The 16730-nt window shown below is 49.2% G+C and carries 9 protein-coding genes and 2 pseudogenes; 4 read left to right on the top strand and 7 right to left on the bottom strand.

The window, feature by feature from the left end; genetic code table 11:
- Positions 1-292: 292 nt before the first annotated feature.
- The gene (locus tag H6F91_RS24185; protein ID WP_190772365.1) at positions 293-2122 is read left to right on the top strand and encodes an ABC transporter ATP-binding protein; all 1830 of its coding nucleotides are present in this window, start codon (positions 293-295) and stop codon (positions 2120-2122) included.
- 435 nt (positions 2123-2557) lie between these two features.
- Complete coding sequence (locus tag H6F91_RS24190; protein ID WP_190772366.1) at positions 2558-3025, top strand: orange carotenoid protein N-terminal domain-containing protein; 468 nt, start codon at positions 2558-2560, stop codon at positions 3023-3025.
- A gap of 134 nt (positions 3026-3159) precedes the next feature.
- On the opposite strand, the gene H6F91_RS24195 is transcribed toward H6F91_RS24190, so the two are convergent.
- Positions 3160-4359, bottom strand: coding sequence for a chromate transporter (locus H6F91_RS24195; protein ID WP_190772367.1), 1200 nt, complete (start codon positions 4357-4359; stop codon positions 3160-3162).
- A 710-nt stretch (positions 4360-5069) separates the two neighbouring features.
- Between H6F91_RS24195 and H6F91_RS24200 the strand changes: the two genes are divergently transcribed.
- Positions 5070-6068, top strand: a complete 999-nt coding sequence (locus H6F91_RS24200) for a SpoIID/LytB domain-containing protein (protein ID WP_190775093.1) — start codon at positions 5070-5072, stop codon at positions 6066-6068.
- Positions 6069-6304: 236 nt separating this feature from the next.
- On the opposite strand, the gene H6F91_RS24205 is transcribed toward H6F91_RS24200, so the two are convergent.
- The 4 genes and pseudogenes from H6F91_RS24205 to H6F91_RS24215 all read right to left on the bottom strand — a co-directional run bounded on the left by H6F91_RS24205 (position 6305) and on the right by H6F91_RS24215 (position 12089).
- Entirely contained in the window at positions 6305-6610 is a 306-nt protein-coding gene (locus H6F91_RS24205; protein WP_190775094.1) for a PadR family transcriptional regulator, read from the bottom strand.
- Positions 6611-6693: 83 nt separating this feature from the next.
- A pseudogene (locus tag H6F91_RS28650) lies at positions 6694-7923 on the bottom strand (AAA-like domain-containing protein); the annotation flags it as partial.
- Between the two features lie 15 nt (positions 7924-7938).
- Positions 7939-10722, bottom strand: a pseudogene (locus tag H6F91_RS24210) (PAS domain S-box protein); the annotation flags it as partial.
- Positions 10719-12089 (bottom strand): AAA-like domain-containing protein, encoded by a 1371-nt coding sequence (locus H6F91_RS24215; protein WP_190775096.1) that lies wholly within the window; start codon positions 12087-12089, stop codon positions 10719-10721. The pseudogene H6F91_RS24210 and the gene H6F91_RS24215, both read right to left, overlap by 4 nt.
- Before the next feature lie 501 nt (positions 12090-12590).
- Between H6F91_RS24215 and H6F91_RS24225 the strand changes: the two genes are divergently transcribed.
- Entirely contained in the window at positions 12591-12767 is a 177-nt protein-coding gene (locus H6F91_RS24225; protein WP_190775098.1) for a DUF4278 domain-containing protein, read from the top strand.
- Between the two features lie 221 nt (positions 12768-12988).
- Here H6F91_RS24225 and H6F91_RS24230 read toward each other — a convergent pair whose 3' ends face one another.
- Entirely contained in the window at positions 12989-14191 is a 1203-nt protein-coding gene (locus tag H6F91_RS24230) for a glycosyltransferase (protein WP_190775099.1), read from the bottom strand.
- A 984-nt stretch (positions 14192-15175) separates the two neighbouring features.
- The gene (locus tag H6F91_RS24235; RefSeq protein ID WP_206754968.1) at positions 15176-16351 is read right to left on the bottom strand and encodes a hypothetical protein; all 1176 of its coding nucleotides are present in this window, start codon (positions 16349-16351) and stop codon (positions 15176-15178) included.
- Between the last annotated feature and the right edge of the window lie 379 nt (positions 16352-16730).

Here is a 16730-nt window from a genome sequence, read left to right on the forward strand (position 1 = left end):
GTATCAATGAAACGTATAGAGTTATAAAATCTACTCCTATATTTGGCTCAAACGTAAGTGTTACGATCGAGCGAACAAGTAGCCATGCCACATCTTAGAACGTTGTAATCGTGTTCTTGGCAAGGATTAGAGCTATTTTTGGGTAGCCTAAGCTTATAAACAGATAACTGGTAGAGACAAAATAAAACACACTTTCCTCATTTATCTATCTGTCCAAAGGTAGAGGATACGCGGATGACCGGGGGTTCCTTGCTAGCTGAGACTTTGCTATAGATGTAACGCAAAGATTGAGATGGCAAGTATTCGAGATATTGCAGGGTACTATCGCCCTTACTGGGCGGTAGCGTTGCTCAGTACTGTAGGAATCAGCACCTTTCAACTTATTGATTTGGTCGCTCCCTACACGATGGGGCAATTACTCAATGCCCTATCCGACCAACCTGTTGATGAAATTGTGCAGAGACTGGTCAACACGGTGGCGCGGTTCACACAGAAGCCGAGCGATCGCACCCTCACCCTCAGCGTGCTGCTCGGTATTATTTTCATGACAACCGTAGTCCGCGCGCCTATCCAGCCCTGGATTAGTTCCTGGCTCAGTTGGAGTACAGCATTGCGGGCGCGACGAGATAACTTTCGAAAGTCTCTAGAAAAACTATTAACGTTACCTGTTGCCTTTTACGACGAGAATAATTCGGGGCGTATATCAGGGCGTATTACGAGTGGAATCACTCACCATACCTGGGCCTTTGGCGAAGTCGCTGGACAACTCATTCCAAAACTCTGTCGGTTGTTTGGCATTTTCATTATTGTCAGCTTTATCGAGTGGCGAATCGCTGTTGTCTTGCTAGTTTCCTTTGTATTGATCCTGAGTATTAACTTGAAGGGATTGCGACAATTGGTGCAACAGGAAAAACGTGTTGAACGTTACCGCGAGGATACCGATAGCCGTACTGCTGAAATTGTCAACAACATCAAGACAGTCAAGGCATTTGCTACCGAAGCTACCGAGCTAAAACGCCAGGCAGAGCGGCTGGAGCGCGAATACAAAGTTCTGCATCATCGCATACATACAGGTTATGTCAAGCTTACCTGTCGGCAAAATACACTGGTGCAATGTTGCGTCTTCTCAGTGTTGTCTTTTACGCTGCTCGCAGCGGCTCAGCATCGGATTTCTTTAGGGCACTTCATCACCACCTTCACGATCGCCAACATGGCCTATGCAGAATTAACTCCCATTCATAACCTCACTGAAACCCTGGCGAAACGTTACATTCCCATGCTGCGATTCCATGAGTTGATGCAGCAGCCTGCTGGAAGTGACGCTCCGACGGAAATTGCAACATTGCCGTGCGATCGCCAGCAATATCGTTTCACGGGAAAAGTCCACTTTTCAAACCTATCCTTCGGTTACAACCCTGAACGTGGGGTACTGCACAACATTAATTTGCTGATTGAACCCTGCCAAACGGTCGCACTCGTTGGCCGTTCCGGTTCCGGTAAATCGACGCTAGTGAAACTGCTGTTCCGCTACTTTGAGCCTGAGTACGGTCGCATCCTGATTGACGGAGAGGACATCCGCAAGCTAGATGTTGCCTCATTCCGTCGCCGCTTGGCTATCGTTCATCAAGACGTAGATTTATTTAACGGAACGCTGTTAGAAAACCTTCTCTATGGCAATCCCACAGCAACAATGGAACAGGTGCGGGAAGCGTGTCGTATCGCCCAGGCTGAAGATTTCATTGAACAATTGCCCGAAGGCTATCACACAACGGTTGGTGAGCGTGGGGTACGGCTGTCAGGTGGACAACGACAGCGGCTGGGTATCGCTCGTGCACTGCTGGTTGATCCTGACGTGCTAGTGTTTGACGAAGCCACCTCTAGCCTGGATTACGAATCAGAGCGAGCAATTCAGCAAGCGATGCAGTCTATTTTAGGAACCCGTACGACTATCATCATTGCCCATCGGCTGAGTACCATTCGCGATGCTGACAAGATCGTGGTGCTGGATCAAGGTACCATTGCCGAGGTTGGCCGACACGATGAATTATTTAATAGGCAAGGTGTTTATCATCGGCTACACACATTGCAAGAAGCATCCATTGATGCCCCAGTAACGGCATGACAGTAGTCTGGATACTTCTTCTGAACGTGTTGATTTTGCCTACATAATGTGTACACAGAATCAAGACTCTTAGAAGGTTGAACTCATGGCGCGGTAAGCTCCATTGTACCTGACAACTGAAGTTTTCCTCTCAAGCAATCTCAACATGGACTGTGCATAGGGTATCTCGCACAGTCCATATTTTCATATTTGAATTCTTTAAATCTGGTTGGCATTAAAAACAGCTTTCAATCAATAATCCAACCTCATCAATAGGAATTGAATTTAGTGGTCGTAGCTAATACTGTCAGTAGGTAGAAATACGATCGCTAATATTGAAATAAAAGTATTTCATTCGACAGTTCAGATATAAAACGTGCTTCTTTAAGCTACGTAAAGATTGAATCCTCTCGCATGCTAGTTCATGCGATTACTTGTTGAATTCAGGAATCCTCCATGACTTTTACAACAGATAATCCAACGATCAACCGCCCCCTCGAAATGTTTCAGAGTTTCGATGCCGATACCAAGCTGGCTCTGCTTTGGTATGGATGGTTGGATATCAAAAATGAATTGAATCCTGACCCCACTTATCAGACTGAAACACTGACTCAAGCGCTGGTTGATCAAGTATTAGCCCTTCCTCGCGAGGAGCAGTTACAGGCTCAGCGAGATGTCGTGAATGGGGTTGATACTCCCATTAGCCGCAGCTATGGCACCTTCTTCAGCAGTGTCCGACTCGACTTTTGGTTGTTATTAGCTCGGGCCATCGAAGAGGGTACTGTAATTGGTGTTCCCGAGAACTATCAGTTACCTGAGAATACGCGCGAGTTTGCCGATCAAATCAAAAAATTGAGTCTGGAAGATCGCATTACATTTACCCGTAGTGCTGTTTCCCGCATGGGCTACCACGTTCACGAATAAGCCATAAGCTGGGCAGTCTTTAGTGCCTCGCACTATCACTTTCCCGTTTCTTATCCCTTACACTGTTCTCCGCAACAGTGTAAGGGTGTCTATTTTTCTGAAAGGTGAATCATCCAATCAACTCCTGTGTAGCGCTATAGAAGGTGAGCAGCTAGACCCATTAGCCCACCCGCTAACACCAGCCAGGCAGAATTAATTTTTAATCGAAAAACAGCGATCGCACTCAACACCGCCAGAGTAATCGTTAGCCAATCAACTAACGCTGCCGCTCCCAGAGTGTAGGTCACTCCAGCCATTAGCCCCAGAGAAGCAGCATTTATACCATCTAGAAAACCGCTCGTCCAGGAAGACTGGCGCAGTTTTGGCACCCAGGGATTAACAACCCATACGAATACAAAAGCAGGGAGAAAAATACCAAGGGTTCCAGCGATCGCACCTGCATTTCCCGCAATCAAATAACCAACAAAGGTAGCCGTCGTAAAGACAGGGCCAGGGGTAAATTGGCCGATCGCAACGGCATCTAAAAGCTGCTGAGAGGTCAGCCATTGGTTTTGCTCCACCAGCCCCCGTTGCAAAAATGCCAGCAGCACATACCCGCTGCCATACAGGACGCATCCAATTTTTAGAAAAAACAGGAAAACACTGCCCCAACTAGCCGATGCCACCGTTGTGCTCCCGACCTGGGCTATCGTCCCCGTTAAAGGCAGCAGAAAAGCACCTGCAATGTTGCCACTGGTTCGGCGATTCTTAACGAGCATGACCACTGCACCCAGCAGCACCAGCAGCACGATTTCGTTGAAGCCTGCAAAGTAGCCTACGATCGCGGCCCCCACCGCCACTGCAGTCGGCGTATCTTTGATAGACTTTTGCCCTAGCTTCCAGACGGCCTGCAGCACGATCGCGATAATTACAGGCTTGATGCCATAAAGCAACCAACCGACCTGAGGAACGGTTTGATAACGAACATAAATCGCGGCCAGTACCCAGACAATCGCCATGGCAGGCAGGATAAAGCAAGTACCCGCAACAACCAGACCACGCCATCCAGCCCGCTCATAGCCAATGTGAATTGCCAATTCTGTCGAATTAGGGCCAGGAATCAAATTCGTGACGCCCAGCAGATCCAGCAGTTTTTCACGGCTCATCCAGTGACGACGATTCACCACTTCATCGTCCATCATGGCAATGTGGGCGGCTGGGCCGCCAAAGGCGATTGCTCCCAACCGCAAAAATGTAGTCGCTAATTCTACCAACCGCTGTTTCTGCTGGTATGGGGGCAACTCTGCATAGGCGATCGCCTCCTGATTCTGCTGGTCATCTTCAGCTTTCGGCATCACAACCGCACTCCTGACTTAGGGGTGTTACGCAAATCAATATATCGGATTTCGATAGTGAAATTGTATAAGGGAACTTTAAGGAGATTTCCAGTAATGAAATTACCCCCAGAATGTTGGTGCTTTGCCCGCTTCGCGGGCAAAGCACCAACATTCTGGGTAAATTCTTATGCAGAAACCTCCTAAGGAGTTAGTGCCGTGTACTTTATACACGGCATCATCCCAAAAAGTTAGTCATGTTCTAAACCCTTAATGGGGTGTAGAGGAAAGGGGCTCCTTTCCTCTACACCCCATTACAAGTTTGAGACAGAACTGATTTATGCGTGTACCTCAGCCTGGGAAAGCTGAAGTGCTCGTATTTGCGTGTGCTTCGCACGCAAATATGGATTGTTTTCGCGTACCGCACAACCCATGGCACTCAAAAATACTCTTAACCGAACTCAGGTTATCTAAAGCATCTAGAGAGTCAATAGTTTCAAGGAGATTGAGCAGAGTAGCGATGGTTAAGCAGTTGTTTTTTCACAGATATCACCCATAAGAAAGCAACTTTTTAAACATGGCTTTTCCGCATTAAGCGCAATTTGTGTTTCTCCCACTACAAATAGTTTCTCAATAGATCAGAGCGGGAACTCTGAACTCGTGACCTATCTCTAAAGAAATACTTCTTTTGGAATAGGAAAGGTATCCCACCGTTCTGAGCTGTATTGTTGATGACTTCTATTCAGAGAATCCTAAAAAATAATCTGGGCCAACAACTGTGCGCATTTAGCCTGGGACTTGCCGGAGCGGTCGCCATGCAACCCATCTTTTCGGTGCAGGCAGACGCCCTCTCTTTTCCACTGCAAGCTACTTCATCCGTTACTGTTGGCAATTCCACAGGTGATTTGCACGCTAGCGATTCCAAAACTCAACAATTACCGGGGCGTTTGTCGCAAGCCAAGAGCGATAAGAAAACGGCTTCCACCCGACATTCCGCTAACCCGCAGCCGGCTCCAGCGATGCAAATTCGTGTCCGCATCGCTCATCATCCCAGTCAGTTCGAAATTGCGACCTCAACTGCGGCAACGGTCAGCACCTTCAACGGCTCCCAGGAAGGGACAATGCAGCCCATGTCGCGTTATGTAGCCCAGGTGAATACACAAGGCATTCAACTGGGCCCCATGCAGCTTCAAAATGGGGTCATGATTGACCCGGGCGCGGATGGGTTCGTTTTTGTTAACGGACTCTGGTATCGAGGCCGCTTGAGCCTGGTATATGCCGACGGTGAACTCTTAGCCGTTAATCTGATTGACCTGGAACAATACCTGTACAGCGTTGTTGGCTCAGAGATGCCTGCCAGTTGGCACCCCGATGCTCTACGGGCTCAGGCGATCGCCGCCCGTTCTTACGCCCTGATTCACATCTCCCGCCCCGCCAGTACCTGGTTTGACCTGGGTAATAATGAGCGCTGGCAAGCATACAACGGCGTTGAATCCGAAGCAAACAGCACCTACGCAGCGGTCTCAGACACCTCAGCCCAGGTGCTAACCTATGATGGGCAGATTTTAGAAGCACTGTATGCATCCACCCAGGCGATCACAGACGAAGCCCACGACGGTTTCGGCATGAGTCAGTACGGTGCAGAAGAGCTCGCCCGCCAGGGGCACAATTATCAGCAAATTCTGGCGAACTACTATCCGGGAGCCATGCTGGCTCGGTTACGAAGCTAAACGCCATGTGGTGAGAGGATGGGGCGATCGTCTGTAGGGGCAGGTTTTGCCGCTATCCTAACCACACAACCGCGAATAGTACTCAAACCCGCCCTTGCAAACGTTGACGGATGCTGGCGATCGCTAGAGCGGGTTTTGTCGTTATGCTTGTGTCTGAGTAACGCGTCTTTGCTAAACCCGCCCTTTCCACACAATCACCCTTTCGGCGATCGCCCCATCGTAAGGGTGGAGTTCATTTACGAGTCCTCGAATAGTTCACCAAATAATTCGCGAACTTTTTCTTTGGCATCCTCCAGGGTAGCTTTGCCCAGATCGGTAGCACGGTAGAGCCGGCGGTTTTGGCGACCCAGGCGCTCTTCCGTTGAGGAGAGATAGCCCTTACGTTCCATGTCATGCAGCATGGGGTAAAGGGTTCCGGCGCTAATTTTGTAGCCATGACGGGCCAGTTCTTCCATGATGCCAAGCCCAAAAATGGGTTCCTGTACGGCATGGTGTAGCACATGCAGACGGATCAAACTGGAATAGAACTCGCGGCCATCCATTGAGCAAGGGGTTTCACAACGGTATCTCTAACGTTGCTGCATTTTAATGAATTTTGAGCATGGAGAAGTTACCATACTTAAAATTATCTCTGGCCGTTGAGGGTCATCTGTGTACGTTGAATCCAGGTGTCATTAAAAATTTTCTCGTAAATACGGTTATGCACTCGAAGGCGATCGCCCTCCTCAATCACTAACCCAGACAGCAACAACTCTGCCTGGTCGGGGCTATCCGCCACCACAATTTCTTCCTGTTGCCACACCCGATGATAGAGGTCGAGCAATCGAGTCGCTTGCTGCTCATCCTGGCAAAGGCGATCGCGAATGGTTCGCAAATGTTCTGGTTCGTCGTTAAACTCCCAATTCTCCAGAATTTGCGTGTGCACCAGGTCGGTAATCCATGCCTCCTCCTGTTGAAAGGGGATGCTTTCGGAACGGTTGCGAATGAGTTTGCACACCTTTTGAGTCAAGAATGGTTGTCCATTTGTCCAGGCCAGCACCTCCCGCAGCACCGCCTGGGGATTACCGACTTGCTCCGCTAGACCATAAAGTAGGGGCTGGGCTTCGTGGAGTTGGAAATCGCGAAGTTGGATAGCCTGACCAATGTTAAATGGCGTGCGTTTTTTGTCCTGAATTAGTTGAGAAGGAGTCGCAACACCAAACAGGGCAAACGTCAGACGTTGATAATCAGGATTATCGGCCCGTTTGTTGTAGCAGGCCCGTAGCAGGACAAAGAAGTCGTCAATTTCAAAATCCAGGTTGATAACACTGTCGATTTCGTCAATGAAAACAATAATCCGCTCGGGGATCTCCTTCAACAACACGTCCTGGAAAAATTCGCTGAGCCGCTGAACGGGGGAGAGAAGTTGGCGATCGCGCCACCACGTCCGAATGTCGACCCGATCGACGAGATTAAAGCTGCTGGCAAGCGTGTAGAGAAACCCGGCATACCACTGATCAGGGGTGAGGCGACGGCTACCAATTTCAGAAATATCGATGGCAGCACAGGCCAACCCTTCAGCCTGAAGCCGCCGCATAATTTGCACGCGCAAACTGGATTTACCCATCTGCCGGGAGTTGAAAATGTAGCAGAACTCGCCCCGTTTAAGGCTGGCGTAGAGATGGCGATCGGCTTGCCGCACCACATAGGTCGGCGCATCTAACGGCAAACTCCCCCCAACCTGGTAGTCATAAGATTCGGCAGACTCCTCGGTGCGCAACAGGGCATTTTCAATCATCAATTCTGCCTGGGTTGCCTTCAGAATTTGCAGCGTGTCTGAAAGCTCCTGGGTGCGTTCTTTTACCTTTTCCTCCAGAATTTCCTTCTGGCGTTTCTGGTCGGTGATGTCCTCAATAATGCCTTCGTAGTAGAGCAGATTACCGGCCTCATCCGTTACGGCGCGGGTGTTTTCCTCCACCCAGATGATGCTGCCATCTCTGCGGTAACTCTGGTAAATCAAGTTTTTCACTTCGCCATCTTCGTCCATACGACGACGGAATTCGAGGCGATCGCTCGGGTCCACATACACTTGATGGGCCAGGTCTTGAATGTTGGCCACCATCTCTTGTGGAGATTCATAACCATAAATTCGCGCCATTGCCGGGTTAATGCGAATCAGCGTGCCTGCCGGGGTGGATTGGAAAATACCCTCCAGAGCGTTTTCAAAAATGCCCCGGTAATTCTCTTCGGCAATGCGCAGGGCAGCCTCTGCCCGCTTCTGCTCGGTGATGTTCCGAATGATCATCAACACCTCATCGGGGCCAGTCACAACCATGCGAACTTCTTCGTGGTGCATCTGCCCATCAATGTTGAGTTGTTGCTCATACACCTGCATTACTCCCGTTTGCAGAGTCTTCTGGATATACTGCATTCGCCGTTGGGCTTCCAGGGGAGGCAGCGAATCGTAGACATTGGTGCCTACCAAAAAATCATCTCCATCGTAGAGCGCAACACGGCTACGGCCTTGAATTTCGCGGTAAGTACCATTCGGGCTCACCCGGATGAGTAAGTCAGGAATCGCCGCAATCAGGGCACGATTATTGGCCTCACTCTGCCGCAGGGCTTCCTCTGCCTGGCGCCGCTGGGTCATGTCGCGCACCATCACCAGCACTTCGTCCTTATTCAGGGGAACCAATCGGGCCTCTTCGTAATGCACTTCCCCCTCAATTTCCAGCTCATATTCGTAAACGGTCAGTTCCCCAGTTTCCAGGGTTCGCTGCACGTAATGCATCCGCTCCGCAGCTTTATCGAGCGGCATGGAGTCACTGATGTGGGTACCCGCTTGCATAATGGTCTGGTTCAGCACTTTCATGGCCTTAGTGGCATTGAAGCTGAGGTAAGTGCCGTCCCGCCGTAACCGCATCAGTAGATCCGGAATCGCACTCACAATGGCCTGGTTGGCAACTTCTGCCTTCCGCAAAGCCGATTGGGTTTTGCGCCATTCTGTAATATCGATCCCCACAACAACGGTGGCACGGCTCTGCTGATACTTCTGCGCCGCCATCAAGTAGCTGCGTTCTTGCCCATTTACCTGAATGGAAACCTCCTGAGATGTGGAGGTCATAGAACTGGCTAAGAACGACACCATGAAACTTACAAAGTCAGGGCTATTTCCAACCACCCCGACAGCACGACCCACAACAGACTCAGGGGCAATGCGCATATTCTGAGCCAGATAGGAATTGATCCCCAAATAGGTGCCATTAGCGGCAATCCAGGAAATGGGACCAGGGACGGCATCCAGCACCGCAGCGAGTTGTTCATTTGCCTTCGCTAGATCGTCTTTGGTCGCTTGCAGGTCGGCGTTACGCGCTTCTAGAGCTGCGATCGAGTCTTGCAACTGACGAGCCATCTGGTTGAACGATTGGGCCAGCTCACCCACCTCATCCGGACGATTTACATCTACAGGTTCCTGCCAGTACCCCTGGGCTAGTTCCCGAGCCGCCTGGTTGAGTCGCAGAATGGGTCGAGTAATCCAACGAACGGTGAGAACGCCCACTCCAACAGCAACCGCTAAAGATAACAGAGACAGGAACAGAGTTTGTTCGGTGCTGGCCTGAATCTGGCCCATAAAGTCGGCTTCGGGCACAACGACCACAATTAACCAATCAATTCCCCGCCCATCCCGGAAGGGGAGCACCTGGACGAGTTGGCGATCGCCCTCCCCATCTTTATAGGCCAACTGTTGCTCGCGTTGAATGCTGCGAAAGTTGCCGAAGTATTTCTGTAAAAAGACGGCAGTACCTTGAACCAGCGGAGCCTCACTCTCAATGGCTTTACGATAGTTAATTCGCTCTCCACTCCCCGAAACAACGGTCTCCCCCGTTGACGTAGCGACCAACGTACCTTCGCGGTCCATAATAAAGGTTTGGCCGTGCGTACCTACATTCAGAGTGCGCAGAAAGGTACTCATCTCAGCAGGCAGAATAAAATCGGTGCCACAGACCCCCAGCAGTTTCCCGTTACTCAGGTTATAAACAGGTTTGCTCGCCGTAATGGTTGGCAGGTCGGTATCAAAATCCAGGTAAATCTCGCTCCAGGCAGGCCCCATGCGGGCTTTCGCTGCTCTATACCAGGGGCGTACGCGAGCGTCATACTTGTTTTTGCCCACGTTGAACCGGGGACCGGGACGTCCGGCTTCATCAATGGTGAAGTAGTTGGCGACCCAGTTCGATGCTCTGTTGTAAACCACCAGTTGCAGGGCGTGATCGCCCTCCCGTGGCCCCACTCCCAATAGGGAGCCATCCTGCTCACTCCCACAATAGATCAGGTTGGTGTTGGGATAAATTTTGGCCTGCTCCCAGAGCTGACCAAATCCTTGAGCATTGACAATATCAATATCCCCACTCAATACACCATTGGCGTTGATACGATTAATCGCATGGGGAATTTCAACGTAGGTTTCCAGTTGCTGCCGAATGCGAGCAGTAACCTCATTGCGCAATTGCGAAGACAAATCCCTGACAGCCGCCTGACCATTACGAAAGGCCAGGTAACTGATTAACCCTACCACCCCTGCCAGTTGCAGCACGAAGGGAATGATCAACACCTGTCGCAGGGACGTGCGGTGGAGGCGATCGCGCAACGGCTTATTTAGGGCTGAGGGCAGCTTCATAGGGTGGATCCTTGGAGGCGATCGCGGAAGTACTGAGCGTACAAATTGCAACTGCTACGAGCTAAATTCCCCTGCATCTGCACCAGACCCAAGCTCTGAAGTTTGAATCCCTGCACTAACTCTATGGGGATCGGCTCAGAGGCCGTGACCACTTTAGAAAATACCGCCGCCAGATCTGGGTTCTGCTGTAGTGCCCAATGCTGACGTTGCAGGTGTTCGCTGTAAATGCCAACCGGGATCGTTTTCGGATCGAGAAGCTCTGCCAACGTCACATCCTGATGCCAGATGTGATAGAGCGCCGTCTGTATCAGATAGGGTGATCCCCCCACCAGGTTCATTAATTGCTGTGTTTGCTCCAGGGGCCAATCGAGGCCGTGGCGCTGCACCAGATCTTGAATTTGCTCCAGAGTAAACGCCTTCAGTTCAACAGGCAAGCCCACGTTAAAGGGAGACTGGTTCACATTGAGAGGAATGTAAACCTCTGTAGAATGGGCCACAATCATCCGTAACTGTTTCCAGATGTCACGGTTTTTGGCCTCTTCATGCCAGGTGCGCAGTAACCCAAAAAATTCATCCGCTAGATCTGGATAGTCAAATAGGCGATCGACATCATCCAGAGCCAGCACCAGAGGCTTCTCTGCACCGGGCAGAAGATACTGTTCAAAGTAAATTTTGCAACTGATTTTGCTACCAAACAGATCATCCCAGTAATCATCAATGCGTCGAGGCAGTTGTAACCCGAGGCCTACATTGGCGCAGAACCATTGTAGAAATTGATCCAGGTTTTGAAAGATGGCTTTGTCTGCAAGTTGGAAACTCAGAGATACGGTCTGACAACCCCGCTGCGATACCTGGGCCAGAATGCGGCTCATGAGCGAGGTTTTGCCCATCCGTCGGGGGGCCTTAATACGAATCAACCCACCGGGTTGTAGCACCACTTTGTAGCATTCTGTTTCTGTCGTGGCCCGCTGGATGTAGAAGCTTGAATCGAGAGGTACCTGCCCTCCCGGCAACTCTGGAGCATCATCGGGCTCACCCCCATCATTCATCTCTTCGACAGAAACTTGAGGCAGAGTGAAGTCAACGGGTTCCAGGGTTAAGTTAAACGCCCGAAACAAAATCTTTAAGGTCTGCTTATCGACACCCGATTCACAGGCCATGACCTTCATTAAGGTGTCTACTGCGAGTCCTGTCCGTTCACTCAATGCCTCCAGGGTGTAACGATTGCCAAAGTTATCAGCAAATTCGGCATCGGTTTTAGCCTGCTGCACTTTTTGAAACCCCTGTGGGGTCAGAACCACCCCACGCCGCCGCCGTCGTTTTGGGGCCTGGGTCGAGGTCGTAAACTGATTAGACGAAAAAGACATGGGGGCGCAGTCCTAAGCAAAATAGGGTTGCTAACGACGGAAATGTATTGGTAGAAGCCACCGGATACCTTAGAAACAGTATGGCAGGGCTTGCCGGAACTGTTTGTTATGGCGAAGGCATCACCCAAGTCCGCTACAAAAAGGACAAAATCCGCAACTCCGAACTTTTTTTCAGCTTAGAGAAATCTTACTTTGGTATTGCAAACAACGCTATGTTCATCTGACTTCTTATTGCTAAGGTTGAGGGCGATCGCTTCCTATATCAGGCTAAAAAACCCTCAAAATCGTTAGTTTTTGTAGATTTTACCTGGGGCGGCAGGAGTGCCGTGCTTCCATTTTCCGCTTCCCTTGCGCCTTATCTTCCTCCTAATACCCTAAACATCGGTGGTTTAACTGCGAGCCAAACCGCAAACTGAGGTCAAGGTCAAAGGAAGCCAAGGCCCCCAAAGGGGGTTGGCCCAAGACCTGAAAGAAAACCCCCATTTTCTAAAGGAGTCAAAAATGGAACTGTTTTATCGTGGCGCCCCCCATGAATCAGTGAATCCTGAGGTGGAAATGATAGATAGTGGCTATGAAGGTCGTTTCCTGGGTAGAGCTTACAAAATCCAGCAGGGTAAAGTTACCCAACACTACACCCCCGTGTCACTCAAATACCGTGGCATTCACTACCGTGCATGAGGTTAAGATTTCTTGAAGCCTTTGGCTCGAAGTTCCTGTTTGAATCCGAACAGCTCTTTTGCAAATAATGGCGTGAAATCATACCCAGGAAGTCTGTTGCACCAGGATAGAGGTGAGGGCAACCCTGTCTCTATCCTGGTGCAAGCGCTGTAACGTGAGAGCCTTTTAAAGGGTTGTTTTTCATGCGCGAAGTGCACGAAAAACAACCCCTCCAGTAAGTTTTAGTTTTGGCGGGCTGCTACATCTGTATACACGGCTTCTGCGTGTTCTACCCGCCGCCGAAAGGTTTCTAAAAATGTGTGTTCCTGGGCAAATTTCTGTGCAGTCATTGCCTTCGTGGTGATTTCTTCTCGATTTTTATTCAAGTTAGCAACCTGCCGAGCCAACAGGTCGGGGCGGTTTAAGGGTACAACCCAACCGGCATGCGAATTGTTGCTCAGTTTTTCGAATGCCTCATTACCGTAACCGACAATTGGAACACCGGCTGACATGGTTTCGATATAGGTACAGGACGGGTCTCCCTGCCGATGGCAACAAATAAATAAATCCATTTTGGATTTGACAAAGGGGAAGAACTCAGACTTAAAATCTGGAACCCCTAGCATGGTAATCTCATTACCCAACGACTCCTGCTGGATCCGTTGTTTCATCGGTTCTTCTAAAACCCCGGCCCCGCTGATGTAAAGATGGTATGGCACATGCAGGCGCTTCAGTTGCTGGGCAACTTCGATGAGGTGATCAGCCCCCTTCATGTGATTTAAGCGCCCGGAAAATACCAGTTGTAGGGGTTCTGTGTCAGATCGATAGAATGCCCGCTTCTCAACATCATCCTGCGTTGCCATCATATCCTCGGTAATCCGGGTATCCAGATAAAGCATAGGATGGGAATTGATAGACCGATATTCCTCAAAAATTGGAAAACCGTTACATTGCAGCCCGTCGGCTAAGGCGATCGCCCGTCGTTGGCGTTTTTCCTGCTGCTGTGCCCATAAATTCTGCCGCAACCGTTTCAGCGGATTTGTAGTGCTCACTGCAATGATTTGCTGTCGAGTCTTGAGGGTGTATTCAGCCGTGTAAATGCAGGGAATTCCATGCTCCCGGCACAGTTGGCTGAGGTGATTTTGGTGATAGTCAACGCTACCGATAACAACACAACCTTTTAGATACTCAATTAAGTTTGGCGAATCATAGGGGACAAACTCCATTTCAAAAGGTAAATCATGACGGTTCATGACCTTTTGATCAACTTCGTCAACTCCGTTTTTCTCTTCTTCAATCAGAACCTTGACTCGCCCATTCCACAGGCTTTCATACATCAAAACGGCTTCAATAAACTTACGTGTAATAATAATTTGATCATTAGGTAAAAGTTTGATCTTAAAGTTGGGTATTAAAGCCAGGGTAGGCCGATTATGGCTATGCATAACTTTGGTGTTTGTCTTTATTAGGAGTACTTTCAGTATTTTGGATCAGTAATCTAGCAACAGCTATGACGTTAGAATCATGAGTTCTCTCTAAACCTCTATTGAGTAGAGGGCCTGAGGGAATTGATGGTTCCAAGGGTGGGGGCGATCGCTTCGTTACGTATGGAGAGTATATTTGCATAGAAACTATAAAGGGGATATAAACTTGGAGAATATAAATATAAATTTGTCTAGTATCTTAGGTATGAGATTCACTCAGTAACTGGCTAGAAATCCGCGCAGCCTTTGGAATTGCACACATTTCTTTTGCGGGTGTTACGGTTCCACCCTGTACTGAGACGTTTGCTCTTGGTATACAAATCTGACAAGCAGACGAACAAAATTAACCGAACTCCAAGAGCGGCTCTACCCATTCTGTAGGCAGCATAGCTTTGCAATTTGATGTTTAATTGAGCAGATTTTCAAAAACTGAAGTCCATGCCAGGAGCCTTAAAACGAAGTCGCTCCCGTTGGAATAAGGTCCATTGGATCAAATTGGACTCTCTTTGGTAGTGAACCCTTTTGGGATATTTACAGAAAACGCTTTTCGTCTTGAACCGTAGTAAAAAACCGCCATCCTAAGATGGCGGCACATAACCCTTCGAGGTATTCAGGTTTAGTGTTCCCAATTTTTAGAGGCTTTAATTCTTTGATGAGAATATCCTACTCATATAGCGGTATCCAAGTTGATTAAGTACAGAAGATAGTGTGTGGCACGTCACGCCACACACTATCTTCTGTACTTAATCAACGCACATAGTGCTGTATGCCCAGTTAAAGAACCCTAGTATGCAGTGGTGCGGCGTATAGTGCGCCGCACCACTGCATACTATGATTCTTTAATCGGATTTGATGTCAGTTACGAATCAGGGTGAATTTGAGATTACGTTTCAAATTGGGATGTTTTAATCGGAGTGGATCTGAGCAAATCTAAATCTATCCTCTCTAATTCTGTCTTTGTTGAGAGCTGTTGGCGCAGGCTAACGCCTGTTGAATCTGGTCGCGTAGAGCAGGAGGTTCTACTACATTCGTTACTCGTAAGGCATTGTCAGCTTGGCCCATTTCGTAGTACACCAGGGAAAAGGCAGCAGCAATGACATTACGTTGAGCACTGTCATCTTCTGTGTTTGCTAAATCTTCGGCTTGCGCCATGAGATCGGCAGCGCGTTCGTGAAATGCGTCCCCCGAAGAAGTACCCTCTGCTAAAGCAGCATATTGATTTGCGGCCCCTGCCACTATCATGGCTTTGAGATAGGGCTCTGTCACGACGTCAACATTGTTCAGGATGTAAGAAAGTGCTGTAGTGGCAGATTCTGTTTGCCCGGCGCGTACATAGGTAATAACAGCACCCGTTAGAAGACTGAGCGTTCCGTATTCCTGAGTGGGGAAAGTTTGCGCTAACTCAAACAATTCTGACGTTAAATCAGCGGCTTGCGATCGCCCCTCTTCCTGATCAAACCGGATATAAACTCCCACTAATCTGGCCAAAGCCCAGAACTGTAAGACATACTCCGCCTCAGATCTGGTTGCCAAATTTTTGTACACAGCGGTAGCCCGCTCCAAAGTGGCCGAAGCAGCGGCCTGTTGTCCCTGATCCCAATACTTCTCTGCAATTCGCAAGAGGGGTGATAACTGAGCCTCCTCATTCATTAGGCCAACCAGTTCTAATGCAGTTTCTAGCTGTCCCTCATTCCAGTAGCCCTGAGCAACATAAAACAATGCCTGATCCCGGATAGAACGTGCACCACTAAACGCAGCATAGGGCTTTTCTGGAGGTGTTTCTGTCAGGGTCAACGCGACTTCCCGAGCTTCATCTGTACGATTCTGAATGGAAAAGGCCCGACTAACCGCAAAGAGATTTTCGTTGCGTTGTGAGGCATCTTCTAAAGTCCTGGCAAATTCAACCGCTGCCGCTAAATTACCCTGTGCTAATAATTCGTTGACTCCTGGATGCAACCCAGGATCAGAACCATTTCCTTGAATGTTAGAGCGATCGCTTTCCCCCGCGCTATCTAACAACGCTAGCAGCACGGTAGAAGACAACCCCATTAAATCGTTCAGGGTGGCTTCCGAGACCGGTATTGGTGGCAATGGACAAGCCGGGGTGAAAGCACCCAACATAATTTCTTGAAATGAGCTCCCTGAAGATGAACGTTCAGTCGACTGCACCCACGGTTTCGCAGTAGCCGACTGAGCAAAGGCTATCAACCCAAGATGAATGGACAAATTCAGAATTATCCAAAGCAACCGTTTATGTTTCAATGACACCTCGAGAGACTTTCGCGTGTTAAAGAGCACAGCGAGCTACATCTGAACTCCAATTGAAGCATGGACAGCGGAGATCCTCCAGCTTAGGTCAGACATTCGTACCGCAACTTTTCAAGCAGGCTCTTGGACGGAATTGACTCGAATTTTTAGAACCGGTTTGAGAAGGTTGATTTTTCGTGCCCTTCGCACACGAAGAAGCAACCTTCTCAATAGTTTTCAAGCAGCTTCTCAC

The organism is Leptolyngbya sp. FACHB-8 (assembly GCF_014695575.1).
Taxonomy (GTDB): Bacteria; Cyanobacteriota; Cyanobacteriia; order Elainellales; family Elainellaceae; genus Vacuolonema.